Source organism: Streptomyces sp. NPDC127114 (assembly GCF_042677525.1).
Classification (GTDB): Bacteria; Actinomycetota; Actinomycetes; order Streptomycetales; family Streptomycetaceae; genus Streptomyces.
On sequence record NZ_JBHXTJ010000006.1, the window covers coordinates 232701 to 250042 of the forward strand.

Genomic DNA, 17342 nt, shown 5'->3' on the forward strand with positions numbered 1-17342 from the left:
GTCGCGAATCCCCTGTCAGCCGCCGCCGTCGATCCCGGTGTCCCGGTGGACCGCCGCCTCCTCGGCGGCGATCTCGTCGTCGGGCCCGGTGTCGCGGGCGGTGACGCCGCCGGGAACCAGCGGGTCGGGCACGACGAGGCGCCCGGCCGGCGTGGCGCCGGACTCCTCGTCGAGCGGCTCGCCCTCGCCGCCGGGAAGGTCTCCGACGTCGTCGCCCTCCGCGGGCGTCACGTCGGGGCGCTCCTCCGCCAGGCGGTCGTCGAGGCGGGTGCCTTCGCGTTGGTCGTCGGTCGTCGGGCCGCGGCGGGTGACCACGCTCGGCCGGTCGGGCGGGGAGAATCCCGGTTCCTCGGGGCTCTCGCCCGGCTCCGGGTCCAGCATGTTCTCCGGGTCGAGCGGGTCGCTCGGCCGGTTGCGGGCGTCCGAGCCGGTCGGCTGGTAGACGTCGTCGCCGCGTCCGTCGGTGTCTGCGGCGGGCCGCTCGGGCGACGTCACTTCCCCTCGCCTTCCTCCTTGTCGTAGGGCGGCGGGTCCACCGGAGGTTCGGGGTCGTGCCATTCCTCGGCACGCGTCGGATGCCCGGACCGGACCTGGCCCTCGACTTCCTTCTTGCGTTCGTCGTCCAGCCGGGGACCGGACTTGCTGTTGCCGCGCTGAGGCGTGGTCATGGCTCTCCTCCTCCTGCGCACGCTGTTGCTCGGTATCGGCGTACCTCGCTGCGCGACTACCCGCTCGGGACGAATGAAACCGGCCCGGCGGGGCAGTCGTCGGACCGCACGGCCGTGCCGGCGTGCCGGAACCCGTGAGCAGGAGGTGACGGTCATGACCGTCCCGAGCAACCCCGATCCCGACCCCCGTTCCACGACGGGCCTGGAGCCCGGAGGCGGCGTACCCCCGGGCGAGACCCCTCCGGCGGAGACGGGCACCAGCACCGGCGTCGGCCCGCACCGGCGTCCGACCCGCGGCTGGGCCGCCGGTCCGCTGTTCATCGTGCTCCTCGTCGTCCTCGTGGTCGCCCTCTTCTTCGCGGTGTACGGAATCGTCCTGGCCACCCGCTGAGCCACGCGTGGTGCGCCGTACGGGCGGGTGCCGGCTCCCGGCACCCGGCCGTACGCCGCTCTGCACGCTCTCCCGGTCAGCCCTGACCGGTGATGTTGACCATCCACGTGATGCCGAACTTGTCCGTGCACATGCCGAACACGTCGCCCCACATCTGCTTCTCCAGGGGGACGGAGACGTTTCCGCCGGAGGACAGCTTCTCCCAGTAGCCGCGCAGCTCGTCCGCGTCGTCGCCGCTCAGGCTGACCGCGTAGTTGTTCCCGGGCCGGTGCTCCATGCCGGGCGGCTGGTCGGCGCCCATCAGCGTAAATCCGCGGTCGGTCTCCAGCATGCCGTGCATGATCTTGTCCTCGTAGCCGGGCGGCGTCTGCGAGCCGAACTCGCCGTAGCCGCTCAGGTTCAGCGTGCCGCCCAGAACGCTCCTGTAGAACTCCATGGCCTGCCGCGCATCGCCGGAGAAGCTGATGTACGGGTTGAGTCGAGATGCCAAGGGTCGCTCCCTTCGGGGTGACGAACGATGTCAGGCGGCCAGCTTATGGCGCTATGGGGTGGTTTGACCGTTGCTGCGGTCCTCGTGGCTCGTCCGGTCGCGGCGATGTCTGTTCCGGCGACCGCCGGGTAGTCGCCGGACGAGAACCGCGGAAGCGGAGAGGCGGAGAGGATCATGGGCAGGCAGTCCGAGAACCGGGCGACCGACGGTGGTGGCCGCCGTCGACGCAGGCTCAGCGACGAGGAGTTCGTCCTCCTGATGCGGGAGGCCCGCGCGGAGGCACGGCGCTTCTCGGTCGGCCGCCCGCCCGGGGAAGAGGCCGACTTCGCGCTCCGCACGCAGCACGCCGAGTTCGGCGCCGCCGCCCACTGAGCGGCCGGCGACACGCTGTCCCACCCCACCGACGAGCGGCGGTTTCCCTCGTGGGCACGCGGGCAGTCGCGAGGCGAAAGCGCCCGTCACAGGCAAGCCCGTCACGGTCAAGGGGGCCGGGTCATGTCCACAGGAACCGTTCTGGCCATCGTCATTCCGATCGCGGTGGTGATCATCCTGATCGTCCTGGCCTTCGTGCTCGACCGACGCAGACGGAACCGGCTGCGGGAGCGTTACGGCTCCGAGTACGACCGGACGGTCGACGAGGCGGGCGGCCGGCGGGCGGCCGAATACGACCTCGGCGCACGCGAGGAGCGGCACGACTCGCTCGACATCCGCCCGCTCGACGAGGACCTCAGGAAACGCTATCTGCGAGAGTGGCGCGGCGTGCAGGAGCAGTTCGTCGACCATCCCGAGTCGGCAGTCCACGACGCGGACCGGCTGGTGACAGCCGTCATGCGGGAGCGCGGCTATCCCACCGAGGACTTCGAGCAACAGGTCCGTGACCTGTCCGTCCAACACGGCCGCACCCTGGAGCACTACCGCGCGGCACACGACGTCGAACACCTCAGCTCACGACACCAGGCGACCACCGAGCAGCTGCGCGGAGCGATGATCCACTACCGGGTCCTCTTCGACGAACTGCTCGCCGACGGAAACCAGCCCGGCTCCGGCCGGGCCTGAGAGTCAGGACTTCGGCATGCGCGACTACGACCCTTCCGGACGGGCCGACACCGGCCTGTCGACCGAGGACATCGCCCGGCGCCCGGTCGAGAAAGAGCGTGAGCCCGGGACCACGGCCGAGCCCGGGACGGAAGCCGGACCCGAGACCGGACCCGGGACCGGGACCGAACGCGAGGGCGGCTGGGGCCGTGAGACCGGCTCCGGTGCGCCTCCGACGTACCCCGGCGAGAGCATCGCCACGAGCGGCGGCGAGTACGCCGGCACCGGCGCGGACACGGCGACCGGCGCGGACACGGCGACCGAAGCGGACACGGCGACCGGTACGGACACGGCGACCGAAGCGGACACCGTGACCGGCGCCCGTACCGCCACGGAAGGCGACGAGACCGGCGCCGCCACGGCCGACCGTCCGGCGGAGGAGTCGCCGCGGCTGATGGAGGCCGCGGACGAGGAGGGCTTCCGGACCCGCTGGCACGACATCCAGAGCATGTTCGTGGACGATCCCCGCGAGGCCGTGCACGCGGCCGACACCCTCGTCGCGGACGTGATGCAGAAGCTCGCCGCCACCTTCGCCGACCACCGGCGGACGCTCGAAGGGCAGTGGAAGCAGGGCGAGGACGTCGACACCGAAGACCTCCGCACGGCCCTGCGGCAGTACCGCTCCTTCTTCCGGCGCCTGCTCAGCCACGGCGCGGACCACGGGAGCGAGGAAGCGCGATGACGACGACCACGAGACGCCCCGTCGCGGGAACGGCGCCCGTACGGACGGCCGCACTGCTGATCGGCACCGCGTTCCTGGTGGTCGGGGTCCTGGGCTTCGTCCCGGGCGTGACCACCGACTACGACGCGATGACCTTCGCCGGACACGACTCGGGCGCCGAACTGTTCGGCGTCTTCCAGGTCTCCGTGCTGCACAACATCGTGCACCTGCTCTTCGGTGTCGCGGGCATCGCCATGTCCCGGACCGCCCCCACGGCCCGTTCGTTCCTCGTCGGCGGCGGTCTGATCTATCTGGCCCTGTGGCTGTACGGCCTGCTGATCGACCTCGCCGACGACGCCAACTTCGTTCCCGTCAACGAACCCGACAACTGGCTCCACTTCGGCCTGGGCCTCGCGATGCTCCTCCTGGGTCTGCTGCTCGCCAGGCCCCGCCGGGCCCGCTGACCGGGGCGGAAGGGCCACTACCGCGCGGCGCGTCCTGGGGCCGGCTTCCGTCCCCAGGCCGTCAGCATCCCCGCCGACAGCGCCGCGCACCCGTCGGAGTCGAGACAGCGGATCGCCGCGTCGAGACCCTCGTCGTCGAGCAGCCCGGTGGCCAGCATCGCGGCCCGGCTCCGCTGCCATGTGTCCGCCCAGAAGCGGCTGATGGGGCTGCCGGGCAGCAACGGCGGCACGTGGATCTCGGCGGCGACGGCCGAGAGGCCGGCGTCGCGCAGCAGCCGCGGGTACGAGGGCACCCAGGAGACGTCCGTGCCGATGGTGGCCCGCAGTCCCTGCCACATCGCCCGCATGGCCGGCGTGTACGGCGTACCGGACGTCCGGCCGCGGTCGGGCGCGCCGCCGCCGTCCCGGCCGCCCTCCCGGTTCCGGTCCCGGTCGAGGTCGAGGTCGCTCGTCAGGTCCACCGCGTCGCTCAGCACCAGCACCCCGCCGGGCTCGACGAGTCCGGCCAGGACGGTGATCAGGCGCTCGCGTTCGGGCAGGTGCATGAGCACGAAGCGTGCGTGGACGAGCCGGAACCGGCCGGGGCCGGGGGCGAAGTCCGGCGCGGTGAGGTCGGCCTCGACCACGTCGAGTCCGGGTACGGGCCGCTCGGCGAGGAACCGTACGTCGCGGTCCACGGCCACGACGCCGTCCACCCCGGCCTCCTCGAGGAGCCGGCGTGCCACCGTGCCCGTGCCGGCGCCGACGTCGAGGCAGCGCCATCCCGGCCCGGCTCCCAGTGCCCGCAGGCGCGCCATGGTGATGTCGTCGTAGGCGAGGGCGCCGAAGTCGATGCGCTCGCCCTCGCCCGCCTGTTCCGGGCGGAAGACGGTCTCCCCGTAGCGTCCGCCGGCTCCGCCCGTCGCGTCCTCGGGCGGTACGGCGGTCACCGCGCCGCCCTGGCGACGCCGCTGGTGCCTTCGCGACGGTCGTGCGGTTCCATGGCGCCGGGCCCTTCGTACGGTGAGGCGGTCGGTCAGTGCGCCCGATCCTCCACCGGCCGGCCCTTCGCGTACGGCCGGGGCGCGCCGCGCCTGGGCCGATCGGCCCAGGGGACGCGGCGTGTCAGCACCAGCGGGTGTGCCGGCAGACGCTCCAGCCGTCGCCGTCGGAACCCCCCGACGAGCCTCCGGTCGTGCCTCCCGAGCCGCCCGGCCGGCCGTCGGGGAAGAGCCGGGTGCGGTTCGGGTCGCCCGGGTACGGGTCGAGGTAGTCGGGGTCCCCGTCGTCGTCGCGGTCCGGGAGGTACGCGTCGCGGCCGCGGTCCGGCTGCGGGCAGCCGTTGCCCGGCGCGGACAGCGACAGGGTCACCAGGCGCACCTCGTCGGTGACCCGGGCGCCCTCCGCCGGGTCCTGGACGCAGACCCGCCAGTCGTCGTACTCGCCCTCGGCGGGCAGCCTGTCGTTGAGGTACGCCGCCTCCGCGTGCAGCCTCTTCTCGGGCACGCCGGCGGCGACCACCTTCGGCACGGCCGTGCGCCAGGTCATCCAGACCACCTCCGGCATGACGGGCCACGGCACCGGCCGGCCTTCGCCCCGGGGACACCGCTCGCCGCGGAGCACGACGCCGAAGTCGACGACCGGCTGCCCGGACGTGCCTCCGGCCGTCTGGAAGCACACCTTCCACAGCGAACGCCCCGTGACCTCCCGTCGGGCGTCCGACGCGTCGTGGGAGATCACGGTGTAGCCCTTCCTCCGCGACTTGGGAAAGGCCACGTCCAGCCTCTCGCCCGTGAAGTCGGGCAGCGTGGGCATCGTCGACGCCGGGGCGGCGGGCGTCGTCCGTGACGTGCCGGGGAGGCCCGGGCGGGTGGTCGGCTTCGCCGCCGCCGAGCCGGCCGCCGGGGCCGGTGCGGTGGCCGGCGGATCCGGGAGCACCGATCCGAAGAGCGCCGTCGCGGCGATCGTGGCGACGACCCGTCCCGCCGTGGGCCAGGGGTTGCGCCACCACAGCAGCACCAGGGTGACCAGGAGCATCACCCCGCCCAGCCGGTCGTTCACCAGGCCGAGCAGAGGCGTCAGGACGATCGCCCCCACGCGCGCGGCACCCGTCTGCCACCAGGGACGGGAGGCGGGGGAAGCGGACAGCGGCGGCTCGTGGCTCTCGGGGCCGGGCATCGGAGGCGGGCGCTCTTTTCGTGCACGTGTACGACGGCGATCACGCGCATCGTACGTGGCGGGCGGAACGCCTCCCTCAGGCGGGATCCGGCGGGACTCGGCGGGGGCCGGCGCGTCAGCCGTGGACCCGCGAGGTGACGCTGAAGAGGCCGGTCATGGGGCCCAGCGGGGCGCTGACGTCCTCCCAGAACCCGTTGAGCCAGGGAAGGGCGAGCACGAGGAGGAACAGCCCCACGGCCGGCGGGATGAACTCTGGTCGGCCCATGCCTCCAGCAGACCCGGGATCCGGGGCGCCCGCCCCCAGGGATCGGCCGAACGAGGGATTCGCCGGTGTGTCGCGCGGGCCGCGCGCCGCGCGCGGGCAGGGTGGGAGCATGTCGGTGATTCCGCGTGCGGTCGGTGCGCTGCTCGGCACGGCGGCGCTGCTGTGCGTGCTGAGCGGGTGTGGCGCCTCTCCGGCGCACGAGCGAGGGGCCTCCGAAGCGGGGCGGCGGTTCGCCGCGGCACTGGCCGCCGGGGACTACCGCACCGGTTGTGAGCTGCTCGCGCCCGAGACCCGCGACCAGGTCGAGGAGGACGCGGAGGGTCCGTGCGGCCCCGCCCTGCGCGAGCTGGAGCTGCCCCGGGCGGGTGCGACGCGGGGCGTCGACGTGTACGGCCGCGACGCCATGCTGCGCATGACGGGCGACACGCTGTTCCTGTCGCTGTTCCACGGCGGCTGGCGGGTGACCGCGGCCGGCTGCGAGCCGCAGGCGGAGGACGAGCCCTACCACTGCTCGCTCAAGGGAGGATGACGCGATGAGGGCCGTGTTCATCGGCTGTGTCCTGACGATCCTGGGCGGCCTCGCCTACTTCACCGCGATCGGGGCGATGCACAGGTGACCGGGCAGAAGTCCGGGCGGGGAGGCGAGGACCGGACCGGGTTCTGGCGGTCCAACAGCCTGACCCTCGTCTTCGGGGCCGCCTTCTTCGTCGTCCTCGCCGCGCAGGCCGTCGCGGGCCGGGCCGAGTTCAACGAGCAGCTGACCCTGGACGGACTCCAGCAGGTCGGGCTCGGCGAGTACCTGATGTCCTCGGACTTCGCCGTCGACGTCACCGAGAACTGGCAGTCCGAGTTCCTGCAGTTCTTCCTGTACGTGTTCGGGACGGTCTACCTGGTCCAGCGCGGCTCGCCGGAGTCGAAGCCGCTCGAACGCGCCGGGACGGAGAGCGACCGCGACCAGCGGATGGGCGACCACGCGGAGTCGGTCTCGCCCCGCTGGGCGGGCACGAAGGACTGGCGCCAGGGGCTGTACTCCCGCTCGCTGGGCCTGGTCATGGCGGTGTTCTTCCTGTTGTCGTGGCTGGCCCAGTCGGTGGCCGGCGTCGCCGCGTACAACGGCGAGCGGCTGCGGCGGCTCCAGGCCCCGATCGACTGGAGCGCGTACCTCGGATCCTCCGACTTCTGGAACCGCTCGCTGCAGAACTGGCAGTCCGAGCTGCTCGCCGTCGCCGCGATGGCCATCCTGTCCGTCTACCTGCGGCAGCGCGGCTCCCCCGAGTCCAAGCCGGTCGGCGCCCCGCACTCCGCCACCGGCGTCGAGGGCTGACCCCCGGCCGTCGACGGGCGGCCGTTTACGGCCGGGCCCACGGGGAACCGCGCGGCACATGATGCACATCGGCTACACGATGATGACCGAGCAGACCGGCCCGCGTGAGCTGGTCCGGGACGTGGTCGAGGCGGAGGCCGTGGGCTTCGACTTCTCCGTGGTCTCGGACCACTCCTTCCCGTGGCTGGAGTCCCAGGGGCACGCCCCGTACGTGTGGAGCGTGCTGGGGGCGGCCGCGCAGGCCACGTCCAGCATCCCGCTGATGACGTTCGTGACCTGCCCGACCTTCCGCTACCACCCGGCGGTGGTCGCGCAGAAGGCGGCGACCGTGCAGCTCCTGTCCGAGGGCCGGTTCCGGCTCGGCCTCGGATCCGGCGAGAACCTCAACGAACACGTCGTCGGCGCGGGCTGGCCCTCCGCCCGGGTCCGGCTCGACCGGCTCGAGGAGGCCGTCGGGATCATCCGGGCCCTGTTCACGGGAGAGTACGTGACCCGGCACGGACGGCACTTCCAGGTCGACGCCGCCCGGCTGTGGGACCTGCCCGAGACCCCGCCGCCCATCGGGATCGCCGCCTCCGGCCCCCGCTCCTGCGCCCTCGCGGGCAGCCACGGCGACCTGCTGATCGCCACCGAGCCGGAGCGCGAGCTCGTCGACGCCTTCGACGCCCACGGCGGTGCGGGCAAGCCCCGGATCGGCCAGCTCCCGGTCTGTTACGACACCGACCGGGACGCGGCGGTGGCCCGCGCGCACGCGCAGTTCCGCTGGGCGCTCGGCGGCTGGCGCATGAACGCCGAGCTGCCCCTGCCCGCGGGCTTCGACCAGGCCGCCGCGCACGTCCGCCCGGAGGACGTGGCCGAGGCGTTCCCCTGCGGGGACGATCCCGACGCGGTCGTGAAGGCGGCGCGGGCGTACGAGGAGGCCGGTTTCACCGATCTCGCCCTGGTCCAGATCGGCGGCGGGCAGCAGCGCCCGTTCCTGCGGTGGGCCGAGGACACGCTGCTGCCGGCCCTGCGCGAGCGCTGAGCCCGCCGTCCGGGGTCAGCGGTCGAGGGGCTTGCCGGCGGTCTCCGGCAGCCGCAGGTACACGACGGACGACACCAGGCACAGCGCCGCGACGTACCAGGGGAACAGTTCCGGCCTGCCCAGGTCCTTCACCAGCGTGCCGACGTAGGGCGCCGTCCCGCCGAAGAGCGCGACGGTCAGCGAGTACGGGAAGCCGATGCCCGCGGCCCGTACGCGCGCGGGGAACGTCTCCGCGTTCACCGCGGCCGAGACCGACGTGAAGCCGGTCAGCAGCACCATGCCCGCGCCCTGGACGAGGAGCAGGTTGAGGAAGGAGCCGTCGAGCGCACGCAGCAGGGGCACCACGAACACCGCGAAGCCCAGCCCGAAGAACAGCAGGGCCGGCCTGCGCCCGAAGCGGTCGGACAGGGCGCCGCCGAGCGGCTGCAGCGCGGCGAAGAAAGCGAGGGAGAGGGTGCCGGCGAGCAGCGCGTCCTCCTTGGCGATGCCGGTCTCGAGCTCCGCGTAGGTCGGAAGGTAGGAGGTCCAGGTGTAGTACGCGAGGGTGCCGCCCGCGGTGATGCCGCAGATCAGCAGCGATGCCCGCGGGTGGTGGCGGAGCGCGTCGAGCAGTCCGGGCCGGCGGTCCTCTGCGCGGTGGCCGCCGCGGGTCTCCTCGGCGCCGCGGCGGATCCAGAAGCCCGCGAGGCTGAGCACCGCGCCGAGCAGGAACGGTACGCGCCAGCCCCAGCCGTCCATGGCGTCCGCGGGCAGCACGGCGACGAGGAGCGCCGCGGTGCCGGAGGCGGCGAGCTGGCCGACGGACGTGGAGACGTACTGGAAGGAGGAGAAGAGTCCGCGGCGGCCGGGGCCAGCCGATTCCACCAGGAAGGTGGTCGACGCGGCGAACTCTCCTCCGACGGAGAGGCCTTGGAGCAGCCGGGCCGTCACGAGCACGACGGGGGCGAGGACTCCGGCGGCGGCGTAGGTGGGCGTGAGGCCGACCAGCAGGCTGCTGCCGCCCATCAGCAGGATGGTGACGGTGAGAGCGGTGCGGCGGCCCCGCCGGTCGGCGACGGCGCCCATGAGCAGCCCGCCGACCGGGCGCATGAAGAAGCCGACGGCGAAGACGGCGAACGTGGACAGGAGCGGGACCAGCGAGTTCCCGGTGCCGGGTGGGAAGACCTGGCGAGCCAGGTAGGCGGCGAGGAAGGTGTACGCGTACCAGTCGTACCACTCGACGGCGTTGCCGACGGAGGCGGCGAGCAGTTGCCGTAACGGCCGGGCCGGTGGCGCCGGGAGGGCGGGGGCGGGCGGCACGGGAGCGGAGGCGGACGTCGGCGAGGAGGCGGACGGCGACGGGGACGGGGACAGGGACGGGGATTCTGTCATGATCACGATCTGCCCGGCCTTCGGACGCCCTACGCACCGCCCCCCGGCCGACGCCGCCGTCAGGCGGGTGGCGGCGCCCCCGGGGTCGTGGCACCCGCCGATGCGACAGCCTTCCCATCGGATATCGCATGGCAGACATCGCCTTCTTCATTGGATGCCTATGGGCGGGTCGTCCTACCGTCGACGTCATCGCCCCTTCCGCCGCCCCCCCGGGGCCCGACTTCTGGAGCACTCCCATGTCGAAGATCCTTTTCGTGATGACCGGCGCCGACCGCTGGACGCTGGCCGACGGCACCGAGCACCCCACCGGCTTCTGGGCCGAGGAGGCCGTCACGCCGTACGAGGCCTTCACCGCGGCCGGGCACGAGATCGTCGTCGCGACGCCGGGCGGCGTCGAGCCGCCGGTCGACGCCGGCAGCCTCGCCGCGGAGGCCAACGGCGGACAGGAGGGCGCCGACCGGATCGCCGCGGCGCTGGCCGCCATGGACGAGATCCGGAACCCGGTGAAGCTGGAGGACGTCGACCTCGCGCACTACGACGCCGTCTTCTACCCCGGCGGCCACGGCCCGATGGAGGACCTCGCGGTGAACGCCGCCTCGGGGCGGCTGCTGGTCGACGCCCTGGAGTCGGGCAGGCCGCTCGGCGTCGTCTGCCACGGTCCGGCCGCGCTGCTCGCCGCCGAGAAGGCGGACGGCGGCAACGCCTTCGCGGGCTACGAGGTGGCCGCGTTCACGAACGCCGAGGGGATGCAGGCCGGCCTCGGCGAGCGCGCGAAGTGGCTCCTGGAGACCCGGCTCGTCGAGGCGGGCGTGGTCGTGAACGCCGGCGAGCCGTGGGCTCCGCACGTCGTCGTCGACCGCAACCTGGTCACCGGCCAGAACCCGGCCTCCTCCGCCCCGCTCGCCGCCGAGCTGCTGAAGAAGCTGGCCTGAGACCCCTGGCAGGACTGGACCGATCGCCGCCGGAGCCTCTAACCTCCTCCCACCTACTCAATTAATTGACTAGTCATGGAGGTCAGGATGAAGGCATTCCGTCAGGCGGTCGAGGCCGGCGACCACGCCGCGATCGAAGCCCTCCTCGCCGAGGACGTCGTCTTCACCAGCCCCGTGGCCTTCAAGCCGTACCCGGGCAAGGCGATCACGGCGGCCATCCTGCGCGGTGTCACCCGGGTCTTCACCGACTTCCGCTACGTACGGGAGATCGTCGGCGCGGACGGGCGCGACCACGCCCTGGTCTTCAAGGCGAAGGTCGGCGACCGGGAGATCGACGGCTGCGACTTCCTGCACCTCGACGAGGACGGCCGGATCGACGACTTCACGGTGATGGTCCGGCCGCTGTCCGCCGCCCAGGCACTCTCCGAGGCCATGGGGGCGCAGTTCGACCGGATCGCCGCCGAGGCCACGGAGGCCGCAGGGGCCGCCGGGGCCTCGGCGGCTGCCGACGGCGGCCGGCATTTCGGCGGATGACCGTTCCCGCCTCTTGTCGATCAGGGGAGGCCTGTGCTGCAATCCGTGGCGAACACACCTACGGACCGGGATGCTCGTCAGTCCCGGGGCGGCCCTACTGGCGCGGGGCCGGACGGCGGGGAGCGTCACGCGATGCGCGTGCGCTGGACGCCGGGCGTACGGGGACCACGTTTCCACGTACCCGCAGGAGCAACGCCATGAGCAAGCACGTCCTCGCCCAGAACCAGTACGGCAAGGCCGAGAACCGCATCGTCAAGATCACCCGTCAGGGCAACGAGGGCGCCTGGCACGAGATCCGCGACCTGAACGTCTCCGTCGCGCTGCGCGGCGAGTTCCGCGAGGTCCATCTGACCGGCGACAACGGCAACTGTCTGCCGACCGACACCACCAAGAACACCGTCTACGCCTTTGCCAAGGAACACGGCATCGCCTCGCCCGAGGCGTTCGCGATCCTGCTGGCCAAGCACTTCGTCCACTCCCAGCCGGTGATCCACGAGGCGCAGATCCGGGTCGAGGAGTTCGGCTGGGACCGGATCTCCGTGCCCACGCGCGCCGAACAGCACTCCTTCGTCCGCAGGGGCCAGGAGGTGCGCACCGCGCAGGTCACGTACAGCGGCCACACCGGGCAGCTCCAGGTCATCTCGGGCCTGAAGGAACTGACCGTCATGAACTCGACCAACTCCGAGTTCCACGGCTTCATCAAGGACAGGTACACGACCCTCCAGGAGGCCTACGACCGGATCCTGGCCACCAAGGTCACGGCCCGCTGGGCCCACTCCGCGAGCGCCGCCGGCGAGCCGGACTTCGACTGGGACCGCTCGTACAAGCAGGTCAGGCGGCACATGCTGGAGGCGTTCGCCGAGACCTACAGCTACTCGCTGCAGCAGACGCTCAACGCGATGGCGGAGCGGGTCCTGGACCACTGCGGAAGCGTGAACGAGGTCCGCCTCAACCTGCCCAACAAGCACCACTTCCTCGTCGACCTCGAGCCCTTCGGCCTGAAGAACGACAACGAGGTGTACTACGCCGCGGACCGGATGTACGGCCTGATCGAGGGCACCATCCACCGCGACGGCGTCCAGCCGGTCATCGCCACCAGCGACTGGATCACCGCCTGACACCTCTCCCGCTCGGCGCCGCCGCGGCCGGTGCCGGCTGACCGGCCCGGCACCGGCCGGAGGCCGGTCACAGGCCGGTCAGCAGCGCGTCGAGCGGGGTGGGCGCGCCGGCCTGAGGGAGGGCCTCGACCAGGGCTCGGCCGTAGTGGATCTTGCGGCCCTTCTTCGTACCGAGGAAGCGGCGGAGCTGCTGCTGCGGTGTACGGGTGCGCTGTTCGGGCTGGCGCAGGAAGGTCTGCAGGGGGCGCAGGTCGCCCTGCGCCTCGACGACTTCGCGCACCCGCTCGTGGCCGAGCGCGCGGATGAGTTCGTCCTCCAGGTCCGCCTCGCAGACATGGAACTCCTGCCCGTCCGACACGCCCGCCCGCTCCCAGCCGCGCGCGTAATAGCCGCGCTCCCGCTCGTCGCACAGGCCGGTGAGGCGCAGGCCGAGGCCGGGCGGGCCGAGGAGGCGCGCGAAACGGGCCACGTTCATCGCGCCGTTCATGGACAGGACGCAGACGCCCTCGGCCGCCAGGTCGCGGCCGCGGCGCGCGGCGAGCGCCTCGACGGCGGCGACGTCGCTCAGCCCTTCGAGCAGGACGACGGTCCGTACGGGCAGACGTGCCGCGAGCTCCCGCGCCGGGTCACCGGGGCCGCCGGCCGCCCACGTGGTGACCGCCTGCCGGAACGCCTCCATGTCACTCATGGGACGAGTCTCCGGCCCTCGCGGGCGCCACGCCAGGCAATTTCCGCCGGTGGACGGGCGTCGGGCTCCGGCCTGGCCCCTCCTGCCGCCGCTCCGTTCAGTCGTCGAAGGAGCCGTGCCGTCCGGCGCCCGACGCGAAGCGAGCGGCACCCGCCGTGGTCTCGCCCGCCGACAACGGGACCATGCCGTGGCGGAGTTCGGCGGCCAGGGCCTCGGGCTCGGGCAGGCCGTGCTGTTCGCGGACGGACAGCCGGTCGTGGCGCAGACACCGTTGTGGGAAGGCGGCGATCTCGTGGGCGAGCGCCTCCGCCGCGGCGCGCGAACGGCCCGGCGGGACGAGGCGGTTGGCGAGGCCGATGGCGTGGGCCTCGGCGGCCGGGACGGGCCGGCCGGTGAGGATCAGGTCCATGGCGCGGCTCTCGCCGATCAGCCGGGGCAGGCGGACGGTGCCGCCGTCGATCAGCGGCACGCCCCAGCGACGGCAGAACACGCCGAGGACGGCGTCCTCCTCGACCACCCGCAGGTCGCACCACAGGGCGAGTTCGAGACCGCCGGCCACGGCGTGTCCGGCGACGGCCGCGATGACCGGCTTGGTCAGGCGCAGCCGGGTCGGTCCCATGGGGCCGTCGCCGTCCTCGGCCACCCGGTTGCCGCGCTCGGTGCCCACGGCCTTGAGGTCCGCGCCGGCGCAGAACGTCCCGCCTTCGCCCCACAGCACGGCGACCGAGGCCTCGTCGTCCGCCTCGAACTCCCGGAAGGCCTCGGCCAGTCGGGCCGCGGTCGGACCGTCCACGGCGTTGCGGGCGGCGGGCCGTGACAGCACGACGGTCGTCACCGGCCCGTCCCGCTCGACACGTACGGAAGGGCGGATGTCCGGATCCCGCTCACGCGAGGGCGAGGGCGAGGGCGAGGCCGGGATCGGGGCCGGGGGCCGGGGCGCGGCGGCGTCGGTCATGCCCGCATTCTCACGCCCCCGCCACCACACCACCAGGCCCCGCCACGCCGTCGGCAACCGAGGCCCGGATCGTGTCGCGGAGCCGGCAGCCGGCGGTCAGCCGACGATCACGGGGCGTCGGCCGTGAACAGGCTGATGTTCAGCCGGGCGCCCGGGGCGGCGACGAGGTCGGCGAGGCAGGTCGTGAGCCGGCCGGGGCCGTATACGGCGTGGCGCACCGGGAGTTCCGAGCCGTCGTAGAAGGGGATCGGGGCGGAGGCGCAGTCGCGGTAGAGCGGGCCGGTCACGGGGTCGGCGAGGACGTCGCGCTCGAGGCGGGCAAGGCCGTCGTTGCCGGAGCGCAGGGCGGCGGTGTGCTTCAGGTGCGGCATCATGGCCGGCACCCACTGGGTCTCCCAGTCGGTGAGGACCTCGGTGCGGGCCTCGGGGTCGAGCAGCATGTAGCGCATGATGTTGGCCGGGGCCTGCCCGCGCGGGAAGAAGCGGCGGAACCCCTCGTTGTGGACGAGCACGTTCCACTCGGCGTCGTGGACGAAGGCCACGGAGTCGCCGACGCGGTCGATGATCCGATGCCAGACCCCGGCTATGGACATGCCGGAGCTGCTGTGCAGCGGATGCGGCGGGCGCTCCTTGCGGAGCAGCTGCCACAGGAAGGCCCACTCGTGTTCGTCCAGCCGGAGGGTCCGGGCGACCGCGGTGAGGAAGTCGGTGGCCGGGTTGGCGAGCTGACCGTTCTCGAACCGGTTGTAGGTGCCGACCGTCCGCGTGAGCAGCACGTCCATCTGCTCCTGGCTCAGTCCGGCGGCCCGGCGCCCGGGGCCGGGCCGCCGCTCCGGGAACCCCATGGTCACGGGGTCGAGCGCGGCCCGGCGCTTCTGAAGGATCTCCTTCAGACGGCCTCGGTCACTGGCCGAGAGTCTCATGCGGCACCTTTCGTCCGGACGGCCGCCGACCGCCGCCGGCGGGCTCTCATTATCTGCCTGATCATCCCCTGGAAAGCCGGGCGGGCCGACGGAAGACTCCATCCCGCGAACCACCGGCGCCCCGGACCGAACGGGGGATCCGGGGCACCGGTGGTCGATGCCCCCGGCAGGCCGTGGGCACGACCGCAGCGATCCGATCGGCAGATGTCCCGGTTCCCGTCACATCTTCTTCCGCCGGTCCGTCAGTGCTGTGAAGACGCCGAAGAGGCGCACGGCGCCCCGGCAGACCGACACGAAGGAGACACCCGTCATGACGAAGCCCTCGATCTCACGCATGCCCAACCCCGGCGAGTTCGTCCCGGAGCTCAGCGACATCAGCGCCGCGTTCTTCCGCGCGACCGGCAACCGCTCGGTGCCCCGCAACACCATCAACCTCATCCACCTGCGTGCCGGTCAGATCGCGGGCAACACCTACCTGACCATCCTCAACACCGGCTTCCTCCGCAAGGCGGGCGAGACCGAGGAGCGGATCACCGCCGTCTCCTCCTGGCAGGACGCGCCGTACTTCACCGACGCGGAGCGCGCCGCGCTCGCCCTGCTCGAGGCCACCCTCCAGCCCGCCCCGCACGGCCGCGAGCGGGTGACGGACGAGCTCTACGCCGAGGCCGCGAAGCACTACGACGACAAGGCCCTCGCCACCCTCATGATCGCCATCGGGCAGATCAGCTTCTTCATCGCCGTGGCCGTCATCGGCAAGCCCCAGCCCGTCACCTCCCTCGCCGACAACCAGTGGGACTGAACGGGCCGGGGTCCCGGCTCACGCGTCCTGGATGCGGCGGAACGGGCGCTCCGACTCCAGGGTGAACGCGACGTCCAGCAGGGTGCGTTCGGCGCCGGGGCGGGCCGAGAACATGACGCCGACGGGGAGGCCCTCGGGCGTGGCGACGGGTCCCGGCAGGGACAGCGACGGGGTGCCGACCACGTTGTCGATCGGGGTGAACGCGACGTACGCGAGGATCCGTTCGATCAGCGTCTGGTACGGCACCGCCGGGCTGAGGTGGCCGATCGGCGGCGTCGTGTGGGCGAGGACCGGGGACAGGAGCAGGTCGTGGCCGCGGAAGGCCGCCGCGTACGCCTCCTTCGTGCGGCGCAGTCGGCGCAGGACGCCCGGGGTGCCGCGCCAGTTCTCGAGGTAGGTCTCGCGAAGACCGCGGCTCAGGCCGTCCATGCGGCGGCGGTCGAAGTCCGCCCCGAGGGCCCGGCCGGTGGCGCCGATCAGGAACGACAACATCCCCCAGTACGTGAGGAAGTCGTCGGTGAACCGCGGGTCGATGGCCGGTCGCACGGGCTCCACGGTGTGCCCGAGCCGTTCGAGCGTCGCCGCGGTCTCGGTGACCGCCTCGCGGGTGGTCGCGTCGGAGCGGACGCCGTTCGGGGAGTCGACCAGCAGGCCGATGCGCAGCCGGCGGCCCGAGGGGCCTTCGACGAGGCCCACCGGCGGCAGCTTGGGGTTGCGCCAGTGGCGTTCGGCGGCGGCGAGGAACGCGGCGGTGTCCCGTACCGAGCGGCTCACGACGCCGTCCGAGACGATGTCGAGGGGCAGTTGGCGGCTCTGGGCGTTGGGCACGACGCGGCCGCGGGTCGGCTTGAGGCCGACGAGTCCGCAGCACGCGGACGGGATGCGGATCGAGCCGCCGCCGTCGTTGGCGTGCGCGATCGGCACGGCTCCGGCCGCCACGAGGGCCGCGCTGCCGCCGGACGAACCGCCCGCCGAGTGGCCGGGGTTCCAGGGGTTGCGGACCGGCTCGGCGCCCTCGAACTCCGTCGACGGGCTGAACCCGAACTCGGGCAGCCGGGTCTTGCCGAGGACCGTGACGCCGGTGGCCAGGAACTGCCGGGCGAAGGGCGCGTCCCGGCGGGCGGCGCGCGGGGTGAAGGCCGCGCTGCCGTGGCCGGTGGGCAGGCCGCGCTGGTCGGTGTTGTCCTTGACGAAGCTCGGTACGCCGGCGAAGGCCCCGCCTCCGGCGACGGCGGCCGGGCCGGCGGCGAGGGCCGCGGTCGTGGGGTCGGTGGAGAGCTGGACCGCGTGGAGGCGGTCGTCCACGGACCGTACGCGCTCCGCCGCGTCCCGTGCGACCTCGGCGGCGGCGACCTCGCCCCGCCGGATCGCCGCGGCGAGCCCGACCGCGTCGTGCTCGCCCAGGGCGTCGTCCCGGAAGGCGTGCACCCTGGTCCGTTCCTCGGATCGGGAGTCGATTCGCGCATCGGATCGCGCATCGGAT

23 protein-coding genes are annotated in these 17342 nt (G+C 73.0%); 12 read left to right on the plus strand and 11 right to left on the minus strand.

The window, feature by feature from the left end; translation table 11 throughout:
* Positions 1 to 15 precede the first annotated feature (15 nt).
* Positions 16 to 495, minus strand: coding sequence for a hypothetical protein (locus tag ACFVGS_RS09215; RefSeq protein ID WP_384408264.1), 480 nt, complete (start codon positions 493 to 495; stop codon positions 16 to 18).
* On the minus strand, positions 492 to 668 hold the full coding sequence (locus tag ACFVGS_RS09220; protein WP_384408266.1) for a hypothetical protein: 177 nt from the start codon (positions 666 to 668) through the stop codon (positions 492 to 494). Before ACFVGS_RS09220 ends, ACFVGS_RS09215 begins: the two co-directional genes overlap by 4 nt.
* Positions 669 to 822: 154 nt before the next feature.
* On the opposite strand from ACFVGS_RS09220, the gene ACFVGS_RS09225 reads away from it, so the two are divergent.
* The gene (locus tag ACFVGS_RS09225; protein ID WP_384408268.1) at positions 823 to 1059 is read left to right on the plus strand and encodes a DUF6480 family protein; all 237 of its coding nucleotides are present in this window, start codon (positions 823 to 825) and stop codon (positions 1057 to 1059) included.
* 76 nt (positions 1060 to 1135) lie between these two features.
* On the opposite strand, the gene ACFVGS_RS09230 is transcribed toward ACFVGS_RS09225, so the two are convergent.
* Complete coding sequence (locus ACFVGS_RS09230; RefSeq protein WP_384408270.1) at positions 1136 to 1549, minus strand: VOC family protein; 414 nt, start codon at positions 1547 to 1549, stop codon at positions 1136 to 1138.
* 174 nt (positions 1550 to 1723) lie between these two features.
* Here ACFVGS_RS09230 and ACFVGS_RS09235 point away from each other — a divergent pair, with 174 nt between their 5' ends.
* From ACFVGS_RS09235 to ACFVGS_RS09250, 4 genes are all read left to right on the plus strand, one after another.
* Positions 1724 to 1921: a hypothetical protein gene (locus ACFVGS_RS09235; protein WP_384408272.1), complete on the plus strand. Its 198-nt coding sequence runs from the start codon at positions 1724 to 1726 to the stop codon at positions 1919 to 1921.
* Positions 1922 to 2044: 123 nt separating this feature from the next.
* Positions 2045 to 2605 carry a hypothetical protein gene (locus ACFVGS_RS09240; protein WP_384408274.1) on the plus strand — a complete coding sequence of 187 codons (561 nt, stop codon included), beginning with the start codon at positions 2045 to 2047 and terminating at the stop codon, positions 2603 to 2605.
* Between the two features lie 16 nt (positions 2606 to 2621).
* A complete protein-coding gene (locus ACFVGS_RS09245) occupies positions 2622 to 3326 on the plus strand; it encodes a hypothetical protein (protein WP_384408276.1) in 705 nt (234 codons plus the stop codon).
* Complete coding sequence (locus ACFVGS_RS09250; protein WP_384408277.1) at positions 3323 to 3769, plus strand: DUF4383 domain-containing protein; 447 nt, start codon at positions 3323 to 3325, stop codon at positions 3767 to 3769. The genes ACFVGS_RS09245 and ACFVGS_RS09250 overlap by 4 nt, the downstream gene beginning before the upstream one ends.
* 17 nt (positions 3770 to 3786) lie before the next feature.
* Here ACFVGS_RS09250 and ACFVGS_RS09255 read toward each other — a convergent pair whose 3' ends face one another.
* From ACFVGS_RS09255 to ACFVGS_RS09265, 3 genes are all read right to left on the minus strand, one after another.
* On the minus strand, positions 3787 to 4698 hold the full coding sequence (locus ACFVGS_RS09255) for a class I SAM-dependent methyltransferase (protein WP_384408279.1): 912 nt from the start codon (positions 4696 to 4698) through the stop codon (positions 3787 to 3789).
* A gap of 175 nt (positions 4699 to 4873) precedes the next feature.
* Positions 4874 to 5926, minus strand: a complete 1053-nt coding sequence (locus ACFVGS_RS09260) for a hypothetical protein (RefSeq protein WP_385691865.1) — start codon at positions 5924 to 5926, stop codon at positions 4874 to 4876.
* 115 nt (positions 5927 to 6041) lie between these two features.
* Complete coding sequence (locus tag ACFVGS_RS09265) at positions 6042 to 6191, minus strand: hypothetical protein (protein ID WP_384408283.1); 150 nt, start codon at positions 6189 to 6191, stop codon at positions 6042 to 6044.
* A gap of 109 nt (positions 6192 to 6300) precedes the next feature.
* Between ACFVGS_RS09265 and ACFVGS_RS09270 the strand changes: the two genes are divergently transcribed.
* From ACFVGS_RS09270 to ACFVGS_RS09280, 3 genes are all read left to right on the plus strand, one after another.
* Entirely contained in the window at positions 6301 to 6720 is a 420-nt protein-coding gene (locus ACFVGS_RS09270) for a hypothetical protein (RefSeq protein ID WP_384408285.1), read from the plus strand.
* Between the two features lie 84 nt (positions 6721 to 6804).
* A complete protein-coding gene (locus ACFVGS_RS09275) occupies positions 6805 to 7515 on the plus strand; it encodes a DUF6766 family protein (protein WP_384408287.1) in 711 nt (236 codons plus the stop codon).
* A 58-nt stretch (positions 7516 to 7573) separates the two neighbouring features.
* A complete protein-coding gene (locus ACFVGS_RS09280; protein ID WP_384408289.1) occupies positions 7574 to 8539 on the plus strand; it encodes an LLM class F420-dependent oxidoreductase in 966 nt (321 codons plus the stop codon).
* Between the two features lie 15 nt (positions 8540 to 8554).
* Here the strand turns inward: ACFVGS_RS09280 and ACFVGS_RS09285 are convergent, their stop codons facing one another.
* Positions 8555 to 9910: an MFS transporter gene (locus ACFVGS_RS09285; RefSeq protein WP_385691869.1), complete on the minus strand. Its 1356-nt coding sequence runs from the start codon at positions 9908 to 9910 to the stop codon at positions 8555 to 8557.
* A 236-nt stretch (positions 9911 to 10146) separates the two neighbouring features.
* Here ACFVGS_RS09285 and ACFVGS_RS09290 point away from each other — a divergent pair, with 236 nt between their 5' ends.
* The 3 genes from ACFVGS_RS09290 to pucL all read left to right on the plus strand — a co-directional run bounded on the left by ACFVGS_RS09290 (position 10147) and on the right by pucL (position 12494).
* Complete coding sequence (locus ACFVGS_RS09290) at positions 10147 to 10842, plus strand: type 1 glutamine amidotransferase domain-containing protein (protein ID WP_385691872.1); 696 nt, start codon at positions 10147 to 10149, stop codon at positions 10840 to 10842.
* Positions 10843 to 10929: 87 nt separating this feature from the next.
* Positions 10930 to 11376: a nuclear transport factor 2 family protein gene (locus ACFVGS_RS09295; RefSeq protein WP_384408295.1), complete on the plus strand. Its 447-nt coding sequence runs from the start codon at positions 10930 to 10932 to the stop codon at positions 11374 to 11376.
* A gap of 197 nt (positions 11377 to 11573) precedes the next feature.
* Complete coding sequence (gene pucL / locus ACFVGS_RS09300; protein WP_385691875.1) at positions 11574 to 12494, plus strand: factor-independent urate hydroxylase; 921 nt, start codon at positions 11574 to 11576, stop codon at positions 12492 to 12494.
* A 67-nt stretch (positions 12495 to 12561) separates the two neighbouring features.
* Here the strand turns inward: pucL and ACFVGS_RS09305 are convergent, their stop codons facing one another.
* The 3 genes from ACFVGS_RS09305 to ACFVGS_RS09315 all read right to left on the minus strand — a co-directional run bounded on the left by ACFVGS_RS09305 (position 12562) and on the right by ACFVGS_RS09315 (position 15060).
* Complete coding sequence (locus ACFVGS_RS09305) at positions 12562 to 13182, minus strand: TOPRIM nucleotidyl transferase/hydrolase domain-containing protein (protein ID WP_384408299.1); 621 nt, start codon at positions 13180 to 13182, stop codon at positions 12562 to 12564.
* Between the two features lie 97 nt (positions 13183 to 13279).
* Entirely contained in the window at positions 13280 to 14137 is an 858-nt protein-coding gene (locus ACFVGS_RS09310) for a crotonase/enoyl-CoA hydratase family protein (protein ID WP_385691878.1), read from the minus strand.
* A gap of 107 nt (positions 14138 to 14244) precedes the next feature.
* A complete protein-coding gene (locus ACFVGS_RS09315; protein WP_385691881.1) occupies positions 14245 to 15060 on the minus strand; it encodes a helix-turn-helix domain-containing protein in 816 nt (271 codons plus the stop codon).
* Between the two features lie 310 nt (positions 15061 to 15370).
* Between ACFVGS_RS09315 and ACFVGS_RS09320 the strand changes: the two genes are divergently transcribed.
* Positions 15371 to 15859 carry a carboxymuconolactone decarboxylase family protein gene (locus ACFVGS_RS09320; protein WP_384408304.1) on the plus strand — a complete coding sequence of 163 codons (489 nt, stop codon included), beginning with the start codon at positions 15371 to 15373 and terminating at the stop codon, positions 15857 to 15859.
* 18 nt (positions 15860 to 15877) lie between these two features.
* On the opposite strand, the gene ACFVGS_RS09325 is transcribed toward ACFVGS_RS09320, so the two are convergent.
* Complete coding sequence (locus ACFVGS_RS09325) at positions 15878 to 17317, minus strand: amidase (RefSeq protein ID WP_385691944.1); 1440 nt, start codon at positions 17315 to 17317, stop codon at positions 15878 to 15880.
* Between the last annotated feature and the right edge of the window lie 25 nt (positions 17318 to 17342).